Below are 19,144 nucleotides of genomic sequence, written 5' to 3'. Positions count from 1 at the left end.
CTGCTTGACTGACAAAACTCAGGAAAGCGAGAAAGGAAGCTAGGAGGGAAGTAGAGCATGATTTAAGCTGAGAAGTAACCACACAAATCAGTCAAATCAATGTCACCAACTTCCCGTCTCTATCATGCGCTGTCGCAATTTCTGAGTCAAGGCGAGATTGAGTGGAAAGATGCGCGTCACCTGCAAACATTGTGTTGGATGATCATCGGCATCGTTCAAAGCCAGAACGTGCATCTGAGTGGATTTGGGGTGTATGTCAAGAGTCGAGCCAAGATTGCCCAGTCCCACCCAAGACGGTTTCGACGTTGGCTGTCGAATCGACGCATTGACGTGATGTCGGTCCACCAAGCGCTGGTGAAGCAAGCCTTGTCCGAGTGGGGCAATGACCGGGTGTATTTGAGCTTAGATACCACGATGGTCTGGAATTGCTTCTGTATCATCTGGGTGGGTGTCGTCTATCGCGGGCGAACCGTTCCGGTGGCATGGCGCATCGTGGCGCAGTCGAGTAGTACGGTGCGCTTGTGGAGTGTGCAGCGGGTTTTGCGGCAAGCCGAACGGGTGATGCCAGAGGGCGTATCTGTGGTGTTGCTCGCGGACCGAGGGTTTGCTGATGGCAAGTTGATGAAGTATCTGCGAGAGAATCTGGGCTGGCATTTTCGGATTCGCATCAAACGCTCGTTCCAGTTTCAGCTTGAGGCTCAGTGGCATAAAGTGTCGTCGGTCGTGCTGCAACCGGGACAAGCCTACTTCACGCCAGCGGTCTTGATCGGCAAAACAGTGCCCTACCCGAATGTCTATCTCGCCTTTGCTCATGACCAACAGAGCGGGGAAGACTGGGTGATTGTCAGTGATGAGGTGACCACGCTGCAAACTTTTGCTCAATATCGCTTGAGGTTTCAGATAGAGGAGTCGTTTTTAGACCTCAAATCCAATGGGTTCAACCTGGAGGCTTCGCGGTTGCGCGACAAGTTCGCCCTCTCTCAATTGTGTGGGGTGCTTGCCTTAACGGTGCTGTTTTTGGTGCTGCAAGGAACGCAAGTCGTGGCATCCGGCAAGCGTCGTCAAGTGGATGCCCATTGGCATCGCGGCATGAGTTATCTCAAACTTGGTTGGAACTGGATTCGGCTGGCTATCACTCAACAGTGGGAGATCTCTGTTTGTCGCTTTCTATCGGGCTTACCTGATCCGCATCCTGCTTTTGCTTCCAAGCGACAACGCGACGACTCCTTGAAGCGTGAATTTACTGTCCTCTCTTGCATTCCGGCTTCCTAGTTTTGTCAGTCAAGCAGACTACCGATCTCACCCTGACATCATCAGCTTCTATAACGGCTGGATGCGCGGACAGGACTGGGAGCATGACGGTAAGACCTTTCGCTTTCAGAAGACGATCGAGCCGAGAGACGATGAGTTTTCTGAAGTGCCATCGGTGATCAAAGTGTCTGGGCAGTCTCAGGAAGAATGGCATGAGGAGGTATTGAACTTTCTACACTCGATGCGCGATCGCGGGAATCTCACAGACTGGAATCAAGTCGCTTTTCTATTTAGCTCAGTTAAAAACGATAAAGTGGTTGCTCTGTCTCGATTTCTAGAACAGAACGGAATCAGCGTCTACTCTCCCCGATCTAACCAATTTTTTGAGAGAGAAGAGGTTCGGCTAATGATCGGGGCGCTCCTCTTTCTGTTTCCTCAATATCCGACCATTCGGCAATGGGATGAGAATGTCACGTTAAAAATTTGGAATTACTACGACGAGCAGTGTTTCAACCCATTCGCTGAAGAGTTACGGAAGCCTGAAAATGCAGATTTGCTGAAGTGGGGAAGAGCGGTTGCAAAACGTCATCTCAACATGACCAACAACGCTGACTACGCTTTCTCTGGGCTGTTTTATCAACTTCTACGCTTCCCTTTGTTTAGCCGCTATCTAGACGAAGATTTGCTGCGTCAAAAGGGACTACAGAATAGTCGCGCAATGCGAAATCTGGCAGTCTTGTCACAGCTACTTGGCAAGTTTGAATATCTCTACAACATCAGTGTTTTTACACCAGGCTTTCTAGAGAAGAACTTGAAAGACTTGTTTAATCAGTTTTTCCGATTCTTACAGGATGGTGGAATTAGTGAGTACGAAGACAAGTCAGAGTATGCACCAAGCGGATGTGTTTCGTTCCTGACGATTCACCAATCGAAGGGGTTAGAGTTTCCGATCGTCATTGTGGGGTCGCTAGGCAATTCCCCTCGCAAGCAGCACAGCCACTTGGATGAGGTTCTTGAAAACGGCTACTTGCTTCGTCCTGCATTTGAGCCATTAGAGCAGGTGAAGTTCTACGATTTCCGTCGTCTGTTCTATACCGCTTTCTCTCGCGCCCAAAACCTGTTGGTGCTGACTTGCCAGGAGAAACAGGGACAGGGGCGAACTCCCTCAAAGCATTTCGCTCAGGTCTACGAGACGCTACCAAATTGGAAGGATGAGCGGTTTCAACCGGAAAGATTGCCGCTAGAGAAAGTGAAGGATGTCAACCTCAAGCGCGAATACTCCTTCACATCGCATCTAACTCTGTACGAGAACTGTGCCGAGCAATATCGTTTTTTCAAGGAGTTGGAGTTCGCACCGATTCGCACGAGTCCGATTCTGTTTGGTACGTTGGTGCATCAGACGATCGAGGACATTCACAAGACCGTTATTCGAGGCGAAGAACACAAGCTTTCTGTGGCGCAAATTGAATCTTGGTTTGATACTAACTATGCCTATTTGACCAAGCGAGAACGGGTCTATTTAGCTGCTGTTGTGAAAAGTGCAGCACTTGATCATGTGTTGCGATACTACCGCAAGAATCAGGGAGATTGGACACACATCAAAGAGGCAGAAGTTGATGTTTCATTGGTGAAAGATGATTACATCTTGAAAGGCAGTATTGACCTTATTCAAGGATTGAATGGAACGGTTGAAATTGTCGATTTTAAGTCAGAAAAGAAACTAGACGTTAACAATTTGAGAGATAGGGAAAAATTAGATCGCTATCGTCGTCAACTTGAGATTTATGCTCACATTGTTGAGGAAAGGATGAAGTTAGAGGTAAGCCAAAGTCATCTCTATTACACTGGCGAAGAAAGTGGTAATCCTCGCATTACATTCTCAAAGAATAGCCGATCAATTGAGAAGACGATCTCTACCTTTGATGAAGTGGTGAGTCGAATTGAGGTAAAAGATTTCGGCATCAAACATCGACCTGAAAAGCAGTGTGAAGCTTGCGATATGCGGCATTACTGCGATGCAAAGAATTGGAAGTTTAGAGCTTCTTAGTCACCTAAAAATAAAGTTTATTCAGTACGGAACGGCAGAGTAACGATGGTCAGCAGTCAACAGAGAACGATGAATCTTCCTGGTGTATCGACGGTGAACAACGTTGAGGATTACCAGTTTGAACCAATTAAGGGCTATCCGATGTTGCATTGGAAGGGCAAGCGTCCTTTCCGATCGACGCAGTACTATCCGGCTCAGTTGAAAGAGGTTCATGGTGAGGCTGTTGAGGGTTGGCGGAACAAGATTTACTGGGGCGATAACCTTCAGGTGATGAGTCATTTGCTGAAGGAGTTTCGTGGAAAGGTAAATTTGGTTTATATCGATCCACCGTTTGCATCTAGTGAAAACTATCGGATGACGATACGTAGAAAAGGAGGATCTAATGAGAAAACTAAGCTACCTGTAGAAAGCTCAGTATTTGAAGACAAGCAGTATACAGATATGTGGTCAAACGACGAATATCTCCAGTTTCTGTTTGAAAGATTGATTTTACTAAAAGAACTAATGCAGGATGGTGCTTGCATATACGTTCATTCTGATTACAGAGTGGATTCTTACGTAAGGCTTCTACTGGATGAGGTTTTCGGAAAAGAAGCTTTTGTTAATGAGATAATCTGGTATTACACTAATAAATATGGAGCAAACTCCGCGGCTTTTGACAGCTTTCATAACACCATCTATGTCTATTCAAAAGGCAAAGAATTTGTTTATAATCCAGTGCTTGTTCCTGTTAAAGAAGCGAGAATGCAACCGGTTCGTCGTTGGAACAAGGATCTAGGAATAAATGAATGGTTACGAGACGAGAACGGAAAAAATTTGTATCAAGAGAGCCGAGAAAAAGAGATTGGTGATGTCTGGGAAATTCCTGTCATAAATCCAATGGCATCAGAAAGAACAGGATATCCGACACAAAAACCAGAAGCTCTGTTAGAACGCATCATTCAAGCCTCATCAGACCCTGGTGATATTGTCTTCGATTGCTTTATGGGAAGCGGTACTACTCAATCTGTAGCCACCCAATTAGGCAGACGCTTCATTGGTGCAGACATCAATCTCGGAGCCGTACAAATTACGACTAAACGGCTCTTAGCCATCCCTAGTGATCTAGAACACCAACAGCAACAAGGCAATTTACAGACTGGAGAAGAACCCATTACCCCCTACACAAGCTTTGAGGTTCATAACGTCAACCACTACGATGTATTCCGAAATCCACTAGAAGCCAAAGATATCCTCCTTGAAGCCCTCGAAGTGCAACCCCTAGAACGAGGTCATCTATTCGACGGCATCAAAGACGATCGCATGGTCAAAATCATGCCCGTCAACCGAATCGCCACTCGCGCCGATCTCACTGAGCTAACCACTGGGTTTGACTACAAAGCTTTCGAGAAACGCCAGAAAGACGCTCCCACCAAACCCGTTGAGAAAATCCTTCTCGTCTGCATGGGACATGAACCCGATCTAGCAGCCGTTCTTGAGAAGGAAGCCCAACCCTTCAAGATCGATGTCGAAGTTGTAGACATCCTGCGGGACAAGTCAAACCTCGAATTTAAGCGCGACTCAGAAGCACAAATCAAAGTGCAGGGTAAGCATCTTGTGGTCGAGAAGTTCTACCCCATGAACCTGCTACAGAAGCTGAGTCTACAACAGGAAAACGTCGAGGATTGGCGCGAACTCGTTGAATCCATCATGATCGACTGGAACTATGACGGAGCTATCCTTGAGCCTAAACACGTTGACATTCCTGACAAAAACGATTTGGTGAAGGGCAGATACGAGATCCCTGATGATGCAGGCACAATCCGCGTCAAAATCACTGACTTGCTCTCAGAATCGCTCGAAGTAGAGGTGCAACATGGCTAAGAAGATCATCAAAACCGTTGACCTCAACTTTGCTTTCTTCACTCAACTGCTCAGTTTTTACAAACAAAAGCGGAAGGCGATTCGCACTCACTACCGGGAACTGACCAAGAAATTCCTTGACTTCAACGACCCCGATCACAACCCGAAAGCCTATCTACGTCAGCCTCAATTTGAAGCGCTGGAGATTTACATTTTTCTCAAAGAGTATCTAGACAATGCTCCTGTTCACCAAATCTTTCAGGAATGGGTCGATAAGACAGGCAACTTTGAGGGACGCACGATCGCTGAACAGTCCGGTCAAGTTCAGATGGATTTGCTGCGTGAACTGTCGAGAGATCAGTACGAAGCCATCTTCGACCGTATGAAGGCGAATGCCCGCCTCTACTCGAATTACATCTTTGCACTGACAATGGGCACGGGTAAGACGATCTTGATGGCAACCTGCATTTTTTATGAGTTCATCCTTGCCAACAAATTCCCGAAGGATGAGAAGTATTGCCACAACGCCCTTGTCTTTGCTCCAGATAAGACGGTTCTTCACTCTCTGCGCGAAATTCAAACCTTTGATCTCTCCAAAGTGGTTCCTGCTGAGTATCGAAACTTCCTCACGGCTCACCTTCAATTTCACTTTCTTGATGAAGCTGGAACGACGCTCACAACACTAGATCGATCGCGCTTCAATGTGATCATCTCTAACACCCAGAAAATCATTCTCAAACGTCAGAGCAAGGAGAAAACGCCCATTGAGAAGCTTCTAGGTAGCGGCAAGCCCACTTACCAGGCGAACAGTGTCTATGCTCAGAATGCAGACCTCTACGGCTTTGATGAGCCAGACAGCGAAGACTCTCTCACAACCAACCAGCGCTTTGAGAAGCTGAGACGATTGGAGCAAATTGGAGTCTACATTGATGAGGCTCACCATGCTTTCGGCAATCAGCTTGCAAATGATATGGGCATCAAGGAGACCGCAACAAGTCTGCGAAAAACAGTTGATGAGCTTGCCAGAAGTCTAGAGCAGGCTGGAACTCGCGTAGTGGCTTGTTACAACTACACTGGAACGCCGTATGTGGGTAAAGAGGTACTGCCTGAAGTCGTCTATGCGTATGGGCTAAAAGAAGCGATCGACAAAGGATTTTTGAAGAAAGTCAAAATTCACGACTATCAAAACACTCGAAATAATGAGTTTGTTGAACTTGCGATCGATAATTTCATAAGGGAAACGCTCAATATCCGACCCGAAGGCAAGCTTCCCAAACTCGCTTTCTTCGCTGCCACGATCGACGAGCTTCAAAAAGAACTCCGTCCCGCCGTTGAGAAGGCACTCGCAAAATATGGCATCCCCACCAGTGCGATTCTGGTCAACGTGGGAGATCCTAAACTTACGACCAATGACGAGATCCGTGAGTTCAACCGTCTCGATCATCCTGACTCTGAGAAACAGTTCATTCTGCTTGTAAATAAGGGGCGCGAAGGCTGGAATTGTCGATCTCTGTTTGGCGTTGCCCTATTCCGTCAGCCCAAGTCTAAGATTTTCGTTCTTCAAGCGACGATGAGATGTCTCAGAGCGATCGGGGAAGGTCAACTGACTGGACACGTTTACCTGAGTGAGGAAAATAAAAAAATCCTTGATGCAGAGCTTCAACAGAATTTCAGGGTCAGTCTCAAAGAAGTCGAGGAGGCAGCCAGCGATCGTGAAACGGTGAACGTCAAAGTTTTGAAGACTGAGACTATCAAACTGCGTCGAGTTCGCAGGCAGTTTCAACTGAGAGAAAAGAATCTCGTCAGCGGCATCAATCTTGAACTCGATCAAGCTGACACCGAGCAGTATCGTCTCATTCATACCGAGCAGGAAGGACTACCGCTAAAAGGTGTGGCGAAACGGAAGACAAAAACCGAAGACATTACGAGCATTCGAGAAAAACGTCAGTTCAGCTACCTCACTGTCGTTGCTGAGATTTCGCGTTATCTCAACAAATCGCCGCTGTTCCTTGAAAGAGTTCTAGAACAAACTCAAGACGGTATGGAAGCCATTCTCAAAGCTGTGAATGAGTTTAATGAGCTTCTCTACGACTGGATCATTCCACGCCTGTTCAAGGACTTCTATGACATTGATCAGAGCGAAACGACTGAAGAGTATGAAGTTGAGTTAGTCAAGCTTTCTAAAGAGGGCTATACCGTTAGCGCTAAACGCGATTTGATTGTCTCTCATGAATCTGCCCGTGAACTGGTGAGTGCTGGAGTCGAGAAGAGCTTTCACCTCGATAAATACTGCTTTGACTCTAATCCTGAAAAAAGTCTGTTCTGGAACCTACTTCGTGATGGCAAAGTGAAAAAACTTTACTTTACTGGGATGCTTACACACGGACAGTCTGATTTCTTTGTTCAATACATTGATCCCACCTCTCACACAGTTCGTAGCTACTATCCTGACTTTCTGTTTCAGAAAGAAGATGATACTTACGTCATGGTGGAAGTCAAAGGCGATCACATGATTGACGACCCGATCGTGCAGGCGAAAAAAGAATTTGCTGAACAGATGGCAGGTGCAAGTGGAATGACATATCGACTTCTCAAAGGAAGCGAAGCTGAACAGGGTCAGTACAGTTCTTTGATGGATTGAAGCTGGTTAAAAAACGAGTTAACAATATAGCAAGAATACACTTTAGAAGTTAAAACAATGCGCCGACTAATGCGAATGGAATCCTAAACAGCAACCAATTTTGTATAACTTGTTAACTGGAGAAAATTTAAACTCAAATGTCCTCAAACCTCTTAATTATCGACACCGAGACAACTGGTTTGTGTCCAACTCAAGACCGTGTGATTGAGCTAGGAGCCATCCTCTATTCAATTGAGCATAAGACAGTTCTCCATCAACTTTCCACGCTGCTTTGCGCCCCTGCTGAAAATCCAGCAGAGAAGACAAATCGAATCTGTCCAAATGTATTGCCCACAGTTTCAGAAAGTCTGCAACAAAAGAACATTGAGATATTTCTAGATATGGCAGATACAGCACTGTTTGCAGTTGCTCATAATGCTGACTTTGATAAGCAGTGGTTTGACGGTAAACATCTACCTGTGTTGCAGTCAGGAGATGAGCCGATGAAGTGGCTGTGTACGATGGATGATTTTGTGTTTCCGCTGCAAACCCGTCCGAGGGAATCGTTGATCAATCTTGCTTTGGCGCATGGAATTGGTGTGAGTTGTGCCCATCGAGCGCTTACGGATTGTCAGCTAATCGCGGCGCTGTTTGATCGCATGGATAGTCTAGTGCCGATGATTAGTCATGCCTTGCGACCCAAAGAGGTATTTCGAGCGCTGGTGAGCTTTGATAATAAACAAATGGCGAAGGATGCTGGATTTAGATGGAATCCTGAAGATAAAACTTGGGCTAGAAAAATGGCTGTGGAAGATACTGAGAAGTTGCCGTTTAAGGTTTTGCAAATTAGTCAGTAGAGCAACAATTTTGAGAGGAGATTCAACTGGTTTGTTATCAGTGGTTTAAGCCAAATTAATGGAGTGCAATGAGTAATAATCCAAATAGAATTTCTCTACAATCCAACACGTCGGATTATGTAACTTCAGCAGCAAAAGCGGCTCTTGGGACTGTCCCCTTTGTTGGTTCTTTACTAGCTGAATTGGCTGGAATTGTTATCCCTAATCAACGGATTGATAGAATTACCAAGTTTGCCCAGACTCTTGAACGTAGATTGTCAAATCTAGAACAAGAATTTATTCAATCGCAACTTTTAGATGAACAATTTACTGATTTGCTGGAAGAGGGCTTAAGACAGTCTGCCCGTTCGCTAACAGATGAGCGTAGAGATTATATAGCTTCTGTCATTGCTAATAGCTTGTCTTCTCAAAGCATTGAGTATATTGAGTCTAAACATCTCCTGCGAATTCTAGACGAATTAAATGATATCGAGGTCGTATGGTTAAGATTTCATGTTGATCGTTCAATGAGCAGCGATCACGAGTTCAGGAAAACGCACGAAAATTTGCTGCGACCAACGGTTACAAACATGGGTTCATCTCAGGAAGAGTTTGACAAGGCGGCGTTACAGGAAAACTACAAGGAGCATTTGACCCGATTAGGGCTGCTAGAACATCGTTACGAAATGGACTCTAAAACGAAGACCCCGCAATACAATTCTTCTACAGGTACTCCAAAGGTTGCTGGCTATGAAATTACGTCTTTGGGTAAGCTTCTACTTCGCCAAATCGGATTCGAGTTTTAGTAAGTGGTACGCATTCCACTACGTTGTCTGAACTAAGTAACAGAAACTGCTTGTGTCAACTGCCAGCAATAATTCAAGAACCGACGAGCCAGTAGTGCTGTATCGGTGGTGGATTGAGAAGGATCGTTAGAATATAAACTGTCACAATTTGTTGAATTTACAAAATGAACAAAATAGAATTAGACATTCTTCAAGCAGTTGTCGATGAGCAGAAAGTTAATCCTTCTATTGCAGTAACAGAATACCAAATCGCTGAAAGAGTTGAGCTTGATTTACAAGAAATACGTGCAAATTTGAACCTACTAAAGAGGCAAGGTTGCGTTCAGTTGGAAGATCTTGGCTCTCATTCTGGCGAAGCAGTTTGGGCAAAGATTACACCAGAGGGTTCTATGGCGCTGCAAGGACGCAATGAGTTTCTCACAAAAGAAATAGGTATCAGCATTGGGAACTTAATTCAAGTTGAGAAGGCTTGCAATTCACAATTTCAACAGGGGACTCACAACAGCACCCAAAGCCTATTTGTTGATAACACAAGCAAAGCTGCACTTAGTGAGCTGTTAAATGACATCAAAAAACTGGTCAATAGCCTCGAACTTGATGCTCAAACCAAAGATGAGTTGCAATCTGATATTCAAACACTCGAAGCTCAAGCATCCAACCCAAAACCGAAGAAAGCTATCTTCAAAGCAGTATTCGCATCAATTGCTTCAATTCTAAAAGGTGCTACTGAAAAAGCAATCTCTACTGAACTGGCTTCCCATGCACCCTCTGTACTTCAGCGAATTCACGAGTTTCTTCAAAACATGGGTTAGAAATAGGAAAAGATCACTAATATTCTCAACCCCTAAACCGAATCATCCCGCCACCCACACTGACAATCCCAATGCACCCGTTCAGGATGAGTCTGCACCAACGATCGCTCACACTCAGGGCAACGCCCCGTAAACATCGGATGCCAGTCCAGCAGCGCGATCTTCTGCTCTCTCGTCCATCGCTGCATAGGTTCGATCACCAACTCACCCGCATAATACGAAGTCCCTTCAGGCTCCCATACCTCCACTGCTGGAAGGGACGTATCCAACTCAAAATCAGGGCATCGAGCATCGACAATTCTGTAGGGATGCACTGCACAGGGTAGATGAGGGTTGCGGGTGTTGAAGGTGCATCGTTGGCACTGCTCAGAAAAGTGAAAATCATTCATCTACGCCACCCTCAACATTCATAGCTTTCATCAAAGGGCAGCTCTAGAAACAAATCTGGGTTGTGAGCGTTGATTGTTTTCTGCATCTCCTCGACATTGACAATACCCTGCTTATAGCATTCCAACATGCGGTGAAGGCTCAAGATCTCCTCACCCTGGATCGCTCCAGTCAGCAGCAAATACCAAATTTGGTCTGAAAACGAGTCTTTTGTCATAGCTTGAGTCACACCCCCCATGCAAAGTTCTCGCAGACAATACCTTTGGTACTGATTTTCTCAAACTTTCCAGTGCGACGATTAGCCCGCCAAGCTCTACTAATTTGCGTCCACTTTTCGGTGTTTGTCTCTTTAACAATGACAGCCAGTTCAGGGTCACGCTTTCCATTCTGCGTACAGCCCCTAGAACCTGCCGTGAGCCGCTCTGTCTGTTTGATCGTGGGAAGGTTTAATACATCAATGACGTGGTACATTGGTCTGCCGTTGCTGTCATAGTCCTGTAGCTTTTCGAGCCACAACATTTGTTGAGAGCCTTGAGCCACTTGAGCAACCGCAATCCTTGAAGTCGTCCCATCACCAACGACCCAACCTCCCAAATCCGTCAACCCTTTGGGCAAATTACGGTAGCGAAGCCCGATAAACGACCTGCCTCTCGATTGCGCGATCGTTTGGGATTTCGTTTGATTTAGCTGAAAGGCTCCAGGCATTGATTGAGAGTGAGCAGGCAGAGCAAGTCCAAGGGTTGCGAAGGATAGGAGCAGGGCGATCGACGAGATTTTCATAGGGGTGGTCTCTGTGGCTGATTTGTGGCTGTTGTGATTAGCACGCTCTGCTGACTACTTCAGAATAGGAACTCTCCTCTCCTTAAATTCCTCTACTCTGTTGATAGTTTGTCTTTTGGCGGTTCCAGCAAAGATTCAATGGGAAAGCCGTTCTTTGCTGTCGTCATCAACTTGTCACCAATTGAGCCAGCTTCTTCAATTGCCGCTCCAATATCGCAACCCGTTTCATCAGAGACTCAACTGAATCAAGATCAGTGCGTCCCAAATACTGAGCGATCGCTTCCTGCACGACTTCACTTTCACTCTTGCCTGTCTCGCTGCAAATGTCTTCAATCTGATCCTTCCAAGCATGAGGCACTCTCGCCCCGATCATTGGCTTCTGACCCTTGCCCATAGTGCTACTAATTATTTGATGCGTTTTCTGAAGGATGTAGTGACGGAACAAAGTAGGGATAAAAGCGCGGCTGTCGAGGATTACGGTAATTCTTGCGATCGCGTTCGACTCCCTTGCGATTAAAAATGACCAGTTCGGATCGTTGTCGGATGGCTAAGTGCCGCCCATACTCGATCGCTTCTTCCTGGGTGTCAAAGATGGCAGTCACGCGATTACTCCCTTCTTTCTTGACTGCCCACCCTTGAGGATGAGGAACAATCTGTTGATGTCGTTTTGGCATAGTTGAACAACCGAATTGCTATCACTGATAACTGAGTTAACCTGCTGAGGATAAGATGCCCACGATCGGAAAGAGACGCACGATCGCAAACTGAGTTAACTTTGTTGACCCTGATCGCATCAAGTTTTCCGTTCTCAATAAATGGGAGTTGTTCGCAATAGAATCCTCTAAAACGAGAGCAAATGTGCCAGTTTCTTGAAAGTGTACGCAATTCAGGCGTTTGAGGGTGATACATCGTAAAATTTTAGTTTCCCGATGTAGCAGAGCGATGAAGGTCAACCGTCACGGTCAGGCAAAGATCTTGTCACCCGCAGAAATTACTCAACTCTTTGAAGAAGGCCTCACGACTGATCGTGATCGCGCTTTGTTTGGAGTTTGCTTCTTCACTGGATGTCGAATTGCAGAGTCCTGTTCGCTACTCACAGATGATGTCTATGGGGCAGGTGGCAGTGTCCGAACCAAACTGACTTTGCGGAAGGGAAACACCAAAGGCAAACTAAAAACGCGATCGATTCCAGTTAGACCCGAACTGATGACACTGCTGAAAACTCATCAACCTAAAGTAGGCAAGCGCTATTTGTTTCCCGGTCGTTGGGGACGAGGACACATTCATCCTGATTCGGCTGCTCTAATTTTGCGAGAAGCGTTTGAAAGGTTGGCGATCGAGGGAGCCAGTACCCACAGCTTCAGGCGTACTGCATTGACGCGACTTTCTAACGTTGGAGTGCCGTTAAGAGTGATTCAGGAAATCTCAGGGCATGAGACGCTATCGGCATTGCAGAAATATTTGGAAGTGACGGAGCAACAGGTGGAGGATGCGATCGCGCGTTTATGAGAGATCGTCATCAACAAAATCCCTTCTGCCTCAAGCTTTGTATCAACTAATAGCTGTAACACTTCGCTGATCACTGCGTCTCACGGCAACGATCGAGGGTTTAGGCGGATCATTGGCTTGCTTGCTAGGAAAGTTAGAGCCGATCGGCACCTCACGATCCTGCGTAAACTCCTTACCGTCTTGAGTTTTGATGGTAAATTTGCGAGTCTCTGACTTCATGGCTTGACGGATTCCGTTATATTCACCCGGATGTTGCACTGCCAGAAATAGAGTCTGCTGGTCACGAGTCAAAAACGGCCCCGTTAGCTCACATTCCATTGGCCCCATTGCAAACAGATGGGCGCTTCCTGCACTTCCACCAGAAGTTGGAACAAACCATAACCCGTTATTGCCAAACAGCCCCCGTCGATCGGCTTGAGCTTTTCCCTTGGGCGGTTTGTTGACCTTATCAGAGGTCATATCGCAGACGAGCCAAACATTTCCACTGGGATCGATCAGCAAATTGTCTGGATTCGCAAACCCCGCCCCTCCTGCGGCAGCTTCCCCGCCCAATGCCAACATTTTCCAGGTGAAGGTCATGGCAGCAGGTTCGTTTGCATCCTCGATTACGTGCATCACAAAACCGTATTCGTAAGGCGTTTCACCCTTTGGCCCCTTAAAGATGCGCTTATCTGGGCCACCGTCCCCACCACTGGGAGAGCCGGACGTGAACGCGATGTATAGTGATCCATCGGGTGCAATTTCCGTGTCCTCTGGCCGAGCGGTACAAGTTGAACCAACCGCACTCGCAGCATAGTGAGCATCGATCAAAATTGCGCCTTGCTTCTCTTCTGGACTGCCAACGTACAAATCACCCAACGTTTTGAATTTCTTCTTAAATGCGACAACCTCTGCATCCTTACCGACTTTTTTGTAGCCACCTTTGGGGCGATCGGGTAGGGTCAACATCTTGCCCACCATTTGACTTGGTAAGTCAGGATTGACAGCAGTATCGGCTTTAAGTGCAATCCATTTTCCAGTCCCATCAGCATTAAATTTGGCAGCATACAGCATTCCGTTTTCGAGCAGCCGCGAATTGGCTTTGTCAGTGGGGTTGGTGACTGCATCCTGGCTCACAAACTTGTAGATGTGTCCGCCTCGTCGATCGCACCCTGAATAGAATGCCAGTGGTTTACCTGCTTCCACGCGCACTCCAACGGCTTCGTGACGATAGCGCCCTAACCAGGTGTGTTTTGTTCCATAATCATTTGGGTTGGACGGATCGACTTCCACGACCCAACCGTACTTATTACCTGCCAGCCCTAGAACGTTGCCCTGTCCAGACACTTCCTCTTCGTCGATCAAAAACGTGCGTTGACTGGGAGGAAATGAGGTGCCATCTGCATACACCGCATCAGGAACTTGAGTCTGGATGTTTTCCTCTCCACTCAAAACAGTGCCCCAGGGCGTAGTTCCTCCTGCACAGTTGCCAAAGGTGCCGATGATGCGATCGCCCAACTTGTCTACATAGCCCTGACCCGCCTTCTTAAGAAACACTGCTTTGGCGGCCCCTGTACATTTCAGATAGCGATCGTCGTTCAGTCCAGAGATCCCAGTGATGCGCCGATCTGCGGATGAGTTGGTGCGTTCCCATCTTCCATCGGCAGTTTTGCGAATAGAAATCACACCCATGCCCTGATCGATCAGTGCTTCTTCAGAAATGGCTCTGATCTTCGCTTTAAGCGCATCTTTTGCAGGTAATTTGCTTGCGTCTAACCCTTTATCACCAGACTTTTTGAGCGCTGCTTCCACATCTTTGAAGGGGAGAGACTGACCCAACACTTTTTCGTAGGATTGCAGCCACGGGATTGCACTAATGTACTCAAAGTTGATGGTCAGATAGCCTTCATTAGGTGCTGTCTCGACAAATGAAAGGTAATCGTTGTTGTAGCCAAATCTAGAATCGCCAACCTTATCGCCCCAACCTGCAATCACATCGTAGGTAAAGCCTTCTGGCAGCACGAGATCATCTACAACTTTGAACTGTTTGAGTTCTGCAATTTGTTGATCGAGTGCGATCTTACTGTTCACACTTGGGATGGGACTCTTGACAGGCTGAAAACTCAGTCCACTTGTGATCGGGCTAGTTCCTATGGGTGTCTCTCCAGCAGGAGACTGAAAGGGCATCGAAAACTTTTGCCCAGTGGACTTGAGGACAGAACCTACCGCGATCGTTCCGGCGACTCCACTCAAGAAGGACAGAAAATCTCGACGTTTGAGAGGCATATACAGTCCTTTCGTAGTGGGTAAGATGCAAGTCCGTAACTGTCCCACTAATCTACTTTTGTCAGGTTAAGAACAAGTAATCATTGAGTGATCATGTGAGTGCAACGGCGGTCTGATGAGTCCTTGAGCGGGTTTCTTATACATTTCTTAAACAAAAATTATTCTTTGCTGTCCGATTTCAAAGCTTTACTCATGGAGTTATCAGTCAGCAATAGATGAGGCATATGATGCTCAACTCAAAGTTTTGGCGGCGTTCCTTCACTCAGAACTGTATAATCGGGGCCTTGTCTTTTCTGCTGATTGTGGCAAGTGCGACGGTTTCTCAAGCTCGAAACTTCGGCAGTGTCCAACTCCTCATGGGGACTCCCAGCCCCGCAACCAGAGACGTTACAAACAAAGATGACTTTCTGATCACGAGACGGCAATATGCCCTGTCCTACAACAATGAGAAAGGAACGCCCAATTGGGTTAGCTGGCAACTGAATGCTTCCTGGTTGGGAGATGTCGATCGCTGTGGTGGTTTCAGCCCCGATCCGCTTCTTCCTGCTGGCTTCAATGTTGTTAGACCTAATGACTATACGGGAAGCGGTTTCTCTCGTGGGCACCTGTCGCGATCGGGAGATCGTTCTGCCAACACAACAGACAACTGTGCAACCTTTTTCATGACGAATATCGTGCCTCAGACGCAAGACCAAAATGGCGGCCCCTGGCTGCAACTCGAAAATCTTTCGAGGGAGTTGGCAGAACAGGGCAAAGAGCTTTACATCATTTCGGGGCCACTTGGCGAAGGGGGAACAGGGCTAAAGGGGAAAATGACTCGGATTAAGGACAAAGTGACCGTTCCTGCAACCGTGTGGAAGGTTGTCGTGATTTTAGATAAACCTGGATTGGGCGTGAGGGGTGTGACCTCTAAAACTCGTGTGATTGCAGTAAATATGCCTAACATTACTGGCATTCAAAACGATAGCTACACAAAGTATCTGACTACAGTGGATGAGTTGGAAAGGCTGACGGGCTATGATTTCCTCTCAGATGTGCCTCAGAATATTCAGGCAGCGATCGAGGCAAAGAAGGATACTGAATAATTATCTGACTTACCAGACGACCAGATTTCTGGTTTACCAGATCAACTTCAATTACTCCGGTCTTCCAAACCTCGCTTCCAGTGCTGCCATCATCACTTCAGTCATTGTCACCCCTTGCCGCTTAGACTCCGCTGCCCAATGCCGCCGCAAGGATTCTGGCACTTTCACACACAGGTTCACCTCTTTCTCTTTGACTGTCCCTACTTCTGGTTGTTTGGTTTCCTGGCTTCCTTGTTCTCTGGTTATCTGGTTATCTGGTTTTACAGCTTCCTGGTTTTCTTGTTCTCTGGCTTTCTGGATTAACGCACCATACTTGCTCTTCGTCTCTTTCCCGTCAGTCATCCCCTAGAACCTCCATGATTTCTTTTCCTAATGCCTGATAGTCGCGCCATGCAATTCGCGATCGTGAGTCTGAAATATCCCGAATGGGGACACCCTCAAAGGCTGCTTTCTGAAATCCAGCCGATCGACGGATCATCGTCTTAAACACAGGAATATCGTTATCGATCAAATCCTTCCGCATCGAGGCTCCTTCTTTGCTAGGTGCTGGAGGAACGATCGCAATGAGGGCGCGATAGTTGGCATCTCCTAGATCACTCGCGGTTTGTAGCATCGGCTCCAGACTGATGATATCGGGCGTAGTGGGCAAAATCAGCAAGTCGCATCCTTTCGCCAGTTCTTTCAAATCATCAGAGTTGGGTCGAGCGGGTGTGTCAATCACCACGAAATCATTCCCTGAGATCAACTTCATCGCCTGTCGTTCGTCTGCCACCGTGAAGGGGAGCTTGCCTCGTTGTGACCATGAGAGGGCTGTGCGGTTTGGGTCGCCATCGACCAGGATGGTTTTCCCATGATCGCTAAAGAAGGTGGCAATGTGAATCGCTGTATTGGACTTTGCAACCCCTCCTTTATATCCAGTTACCGTAATTATCTTCATCTGGTTTTCTGGCTTTTTGGTTTTCTGGCTATCTGCAAAACCAGATAGCTGAATGAGTTTTACACTGAAATGTCGGAAAGATCAAGCTTTTGGCTATTTATGGTTTGGTTGCTTCTGTATCTGGTTTTCTGGTTTTACAGAAAGCTTGTTTACTAAATCGGTTTTGAACGATCGCGCATCAGAAACGGGTGAAGTCGATGATGGAGCGATTTGGGCAATCGGAGCAAGTTCTTAAAATTGAGAGTAAAAATAAAAGGGAATTCTAATGAATTTCAATTTTCGACTGTCTGAGCCAGCCCTTCGCCTATTGTTGGGGTTTCTTCTGACCATCATTGTTCTCGATTCTAAAATAGGCAGGGGGCACATTGAACGACCATTACATCAACCTGTCAATGGTGGAATGGTGAATACGCGCTAGAGATTCCTGGGCGCGATCGCGAATCTCCCACCGAAAAAGCCACAGTCCATCGCGGTTGTGGCCTCTCTATTGAATAGTTTGGCAGAGACTAAACGAACTGCATTCCTCGAAGAGGCTGGCATTTTTTGAAACTGATCGAATCCTCATCCAGGAATCCTGCAATCATCATTTCAAGAACGCCTTCGATCGGTTGATCGACCTGAGCAGCATAAGCCTTTAATCCAAGTTGAATTTTCTCAGGCAGGCTATTCAAGATCAGTTGAGCAGCTTCGGGACTTAAAGATTCTGAGGTGGCTTGCATGGCTGTTGTTTCAACGTTCGTTTACCCAGTTTGACGATCGCGATTTTTACATCATCAAAATCTTCTTACTGAGCCGTCTCTTGAAAGTTTGGTTTCCTGCCGAAATCGATTCCTACAGGATTGCAGCCTACAAAACTAACCGAATCCTCATCCAGATAGCCAGCGATCGCCATCTCGATCACTGCCTCGATCGGATACTCCAGTTGAGCCGCACAGGTCATCAGCCCTAACCTAATCTTCTCTGGTAAAGCGTTGAGGAAGGTTTGGGCGGCTTCAGGTGAAAGATGCTCGGTTTTAGTTTGCATCGTCATTTCTCCTACTTTATACGAGTGTTATAGCGCGGTTTTGCCATCCGAATCATCAGTATTTCAAGGTCTTCAGCACGTTGCAAAGATTGAAAGCCCAGGCGCTCGATCGCGATTTTGATCTCATCAGGTGTGCAGTATTCCAGGAACGCCCAGAAAAAAGCTTTGTGTCCATCCTTAAACCGCTGTCTGAGTTTGGCTGTCTGTCCAATATACAAAATCCCTTGCTCTTGATGACGAATTGCATAGAGACCAGGACAAGTCGGCACATCTAGAAAGCCACGACTCAGGGGATAGCACTCTTCAAAGGGCATTGAGGAGAGATTTTCGAGGATGTTTCGAGCTTCGGCTTGCAGACTCATCTTGGATAGAAATTAATGTAAGTTGTACACTATCATAGATTAATTCTGAATGTAATCCTGATATCAACACAGAATCAGAAAGTTTTTTATGTTGGCCCATCCCAGGAAAAATAAGAGAGTCTCGCCTTACGACGTTTTGGGATCTCGGATGAAAGCTCGTGAATTTTGTCAGCGTTGGTTCAAATCTACAGAGGAAGATGAACAAACCAGAGGATATCGGGAGCGTTGTGTCGCTCTATTGGCAAGAGTCCTTCGCGTTAAAGAAAACACGATCCAGCGTTGGGGGTCAGGAATCGACTTTGAAAATACGCCCGAACAGTACGAGGTGACGCTTGCCTACGCTGACATCATCCGCGAACTGATTGAGCGCACCCAGAGTCAAACTGACTTGCTCCAGGAGGTTTTGGGACAGATCAACGATCGTAAGTAAAGTTTTATGTAATCAACCAATGTAATTTATCACTGTATAACCTACATAGAATCTATTGCCTCCTCAGAGTAGGGGGCTTTATTGTGGCGATTAGTTAGAAATTCCAAGAATTCCTAGAAATTCCAGCGACAGCAGGCGTTCTAGGGGGTCA

General features: G+C 46.6%; 23 protein-coding genes. 12 read left to right on the top strand and 11 right to left on the bottom strand.

What is annotated here, in order from left to right; translation table 11 throughout:
* The first annotated feature begins 99 nt into the window (after positions 1-99).
* From ACJ2PR_RS19565 to ACJ2PR_RS19535, 7 genes are all read left to right on the top strand, one after another.
* Positions 100-1,272, top strand: coding sequence for a transposase (locus ACJ2PR_RS19565; protein ID WP_446878218.1), 1,173 nt, complete (start codon positions 100-102; stop codon positions 1,270-1,272).
* Positions 1,235-3,298 carry a PD-(D/E)XK nuclease family protein gene (locus ACJ2PR_RS19560; protein ID WP_446878217.1) on the top strand — a complete coding sequence of 688 codons (2,064 nt, stop codon included), beginning with the start codon at positions 1,235-1,237 and terminating at the stop codon, positions 3,296-3,298. Before ACJ2PR_RS19565 ends, ACJ2PR_RS19560 begins: the two co-directional genes overlap by 38 nt.
* 45 nt (positions 3,299-3,343) lie before the next feature.
* Positions 3,344-5,161, top strand: coding sequence for a DNA-methyltransferase (locus tag ACJ2PR_RS19555; protein ID WP_446878216.1), 1,818 nt, complete (start codon positions 3,344-3,346; stop codon positions 5,159-5,161).
* Positions 5,154-7,781 carry a DEAD/DEAH box helicase gene (locus ACJ2PR_RS19550; protein ID WP_446878215.1) on the top strand — a complete coding sequence of 876 codons (2,628 nt, stop codon included), beginning with the start codon at positions 5,154-5,156 and terminating at the stop codon, positions 7,779-7,781. The genes ACJ2PR_RS19555 and ACJ2PR_RS19550 overlap by 8 nt, the downstream gene beginning before the upstream one ends.
* A gap of 137 nt (positions 7,782-7,918) precedes the next feature.
* Positions 7,919-8,617 (top strand): 3'-5' exonuclease, encoded by a 699-nt coding sequence (locus tag ACJ2PR_RS19545; RefSeq protein ID WP_446878214.1) that lies wholly within the window; start codon positions 7,919-7,921, stop codon positions 8,615-8,617.
* Between the two features lie 68 nt (positions 8,618-8,685).
* Positions 8,686-9,402: a hypothetical protein gene (locus ACJ2PR_RS19540; protein ID WP_446878213.1), complete on the top strand. Its 717-nt coding sequence runs from the start codon at positions 8,686-8,688 to the stop codon at positions 9,400-9,402.
* Between the two features lie 164 nt (positions 9,403-9,566).
* The gene (locus tag ACJ2PR_RS19535) at positions 9,567-10,214 is read left to right on the top strand and encodes a hypothetical protein (protein WP_446878212.1); all 648 of its coding nucleotides are present in this window, start codon (positions 9,567-9,569) and stop codon (positions 10,212-10,214) included.
* Positions 10,215-10,246: 32 nt separating this feature from the next.
* On the opposite strand, the gene ACJ2PR_RS19530 is transcribed toward ACJ2PR_RS19535, so the two are convergent.
* From ACJ2PR_RS19530 to ACJ2PR_RS19510, 5 genes are all read right to left on the bottom strand, one after another.
* Positions 10,247-10,603, bottom strand: coding sequence for a hypothetical protein (locus ACJ2PR_RS19530; protein ID WP_446878211.1), 357 nt, complete (start codon positions 10,601-10,603; stop codon positions 10,247-10,249).
* Positions 10,604-10,614: 11 nt separating this feature from the next.
* Positions 10,615-10,818: a hypothetical protein gene (locus ACJ2PR_RS19525; RefSeq protein WP_446878210.1), complete on the bottom strand. Its 204-nt coding sequence runs from the start codon at positions 10,816-10,818 to the stop codon at positions 10,615-10,617.
* 8 nt (positions 10,819-10,826) lie between these two features.
* Positions 10,827-11,381, bottom strand: coding sequence for a hypothetical protein (locus ACJ2PR_RS19520; RefSeq protein WP_446878209.1), 555 nt, complete (start codon positions 11,379-11,381; stop codon positions 10,827-10,829).
* A gap of 166 nt (positions 11,382-11,547) precedes the next feature.
* Positions 11,548-11,775 (bottom strand): hypothetical protein, encoded by a 228-nt coding sequence (locus tag ACJ2PR_RS19515; RefSeq protein ID WP_446878208.1) that lies wholly within the window; start codon positions 11,773-11,775, stop codon positions 11,548-11,550.
* 7 nt (positions 11,776-11,782) lie between these two features.
* Positions 11,783-12,055, bottom strand: a complete 273-nt coding sequence (locus tag ACJ2PR_RS19510; RefSeq protein ID WP_446878207.1) for a DUF2188 domain-containing protein — start codon at positions 12,053-12,055, stop codon at positions 11,783-11,785.
* A 268-nt stretch (positions 12,056-12,323) separates the two neighbouring features.
* Here ACJ2PR_RS19510 and ACJ2PR_RS19505 point away from each other — a divergent pair, with 268 nt between their 5' ends.
* Entirely contained in the window at positions 12,324-12,890 is a 567-nt protein-coding gene (locus ACJ2PR_RS19505; RefSeq protein WP_446878206.1) for a tyrosine-type recombinase/integrase, read from the top strand.
* 42 nt (positions 12,891-12,932) lie between these two features.
* Here the strand turns inward: ACJ2PR_RS19505 and ACJ2PR_RS19500 are convergent, their stop codons facing one another.
* Complete coding sequence (locus ACJ2PR_RS19500; RefSeq protein WP_446878205.1) at positions 12,933-15,155, bottom strand: PhoX family protein; 2,223 nt, start codon at positions 15,153-15,155, stop codon at positions 12,933-12,935.
* A 284-nt stretch (positions 15,156-15,439) separates the two neighbouring features.
* Between ACJ2PR_RS19500 and ACJ2PR_RS19495 the strand changes: the two genes are divergently transcribed.
* Positions 15,440-16,240, top strand: a complete 801-nt coding sequence (locus ACJ2PR_RS19495) for a DNA/RNA non-specific endonuclease (RefSeq protein WP_446878204.1) — start codon at positions 15,440-15,442, stop codon at positions 16,238-16,240.
* Between the two features lie 51 nt (positions 16,241-16,291).
* Here ACJ2PR_RS19495 and ACJ2PR_RS19490 read toward each other — a convergent pair whose 3' ends face one another.
* Entirely contained in the window at positions 16,292-16,582 is a 291-nt protein-coding gene (locus ACJ2PR_RS19490; RefSeq protein WP_446878203.1) for a hypothetical protein, read from the bottom strand.
* Positions 16,575-17,177, bottom strand: a complete 603-nt coding sequence (locus tag ACJ2PR_RS19485; RefSeq protein WP_446878202.1) for a nucleotide-binding protein — start codon at positions 17,175-17,177, stop codon at positions 16,575-16,577. The genes ACJ2PR_RS19490 and ACJ2PR_RS19485 overlap by 8 nt, the downstream gene beginning before the upstream one ends.
* 52 nt (positions 17,178-17,229) lie before the next feature.
* On the opposite strand from ACJ2PR_RS19485, the gene ACJ2PR_RS19480 reads away from it, so the two are divergent.
* Together ACJ2PR_RS19480 and ACJ2PR_RS19475 are read left to right on the top strand one after the other, a co-directional pair.
* Positions 17,230-17,412 carry a hypothetical protein gene (locus ACJ2PR_RS19480; protein ID WP_446878201.1) on the top strand — a complete coding sequence of 61 codons (183 nt, stop codon included), beginning with the start codon at positions 17,230-17,232 and terminating at the stop codon, positions 17,410-17,412.
* 30 nt (positions 17,413-17,442) lie between these two features.
* Positions 17,443-17,595, top strand: a complete 153-nt coding sequence (locus tag ACJ2PR_RS19475) for a hypothetical protein (RefSeq protein ID WP_446878200.1) — start codon at positions 17,443-17,445, stop codon at positions 17,593-17,595.
* 88 nt (positions 17,596-17,683) lie between these two features.
* Here the strand turns inward: ACJ2PR_RS19475 and ACJ2PR_RS19470 are convergent, their stop codons facing one another.
* From ACJ2PR_RS19470 to ACJ2PR_RS19460, 3 genes are all read right to left on the bottom strand, one after another.
* Complete coding sequence (locus tag ACJ2PR_RS19470) at positions 17,684-17,896, bottom strand: hypothetical protein (RefSeq protein WP_446878199.1); 213 nt, start codon at positions 17,894-17,896, stop codon at positions 17,684-17,686.
* Positions 17,897-17,961: 65 nt separating this feature from the next.
* Positions 17,962-18,201: a hypothetical protein gene (locus tag ACJ2PR_RS19465; protein WP_446878198.1), complete on the bottom strand. Its 240-nt coding sequence runs from the start codon at positions 18,199-18,201 to the stop codon at positions 17,962-17,964.
* Between the two features lie 11 nt (positions 18,202-18,212).
* Positions 18,213-18,563, bottom strand: a complete 351-nt coding sequence (locus ACJ2PR_RS19460) for a GIY-YIG nuclease family protein (protein ID WP_446878197.1) — start codon at positions 18,561-18,563, stop codon at positions 18,213-18,215.
* A 148-nt stretch (positions 18,564-18,711) separates the two neighbouring features.
* Here ACJ2PR_RS19460 and ACJ2PR_RS19455 point away from each other — a divergent pair, with 148 nt between their 5' ends.
* Positions 18,712-18,993 carry a hypothetical protein gene (locus ACJ2PR_RS19455; RefSeq protein ID WP_446878196.1) on the top strand — a complete coding sequence of 94 codons (282 nt, stop codon included), beginning with the start codon at positions 18,712-18,714 and terminating at the stop codon, positions 18,991-18,993.
* Positions 18,994-19,144 lie beyond the last annotated feature (151 nt).

Source organism: Phormidesmis sp. 146-33 (genome assembly GCF_052939515.1).
This window is presented reverse-complemented; position numbering and strand designations above follow the sequence as displayed.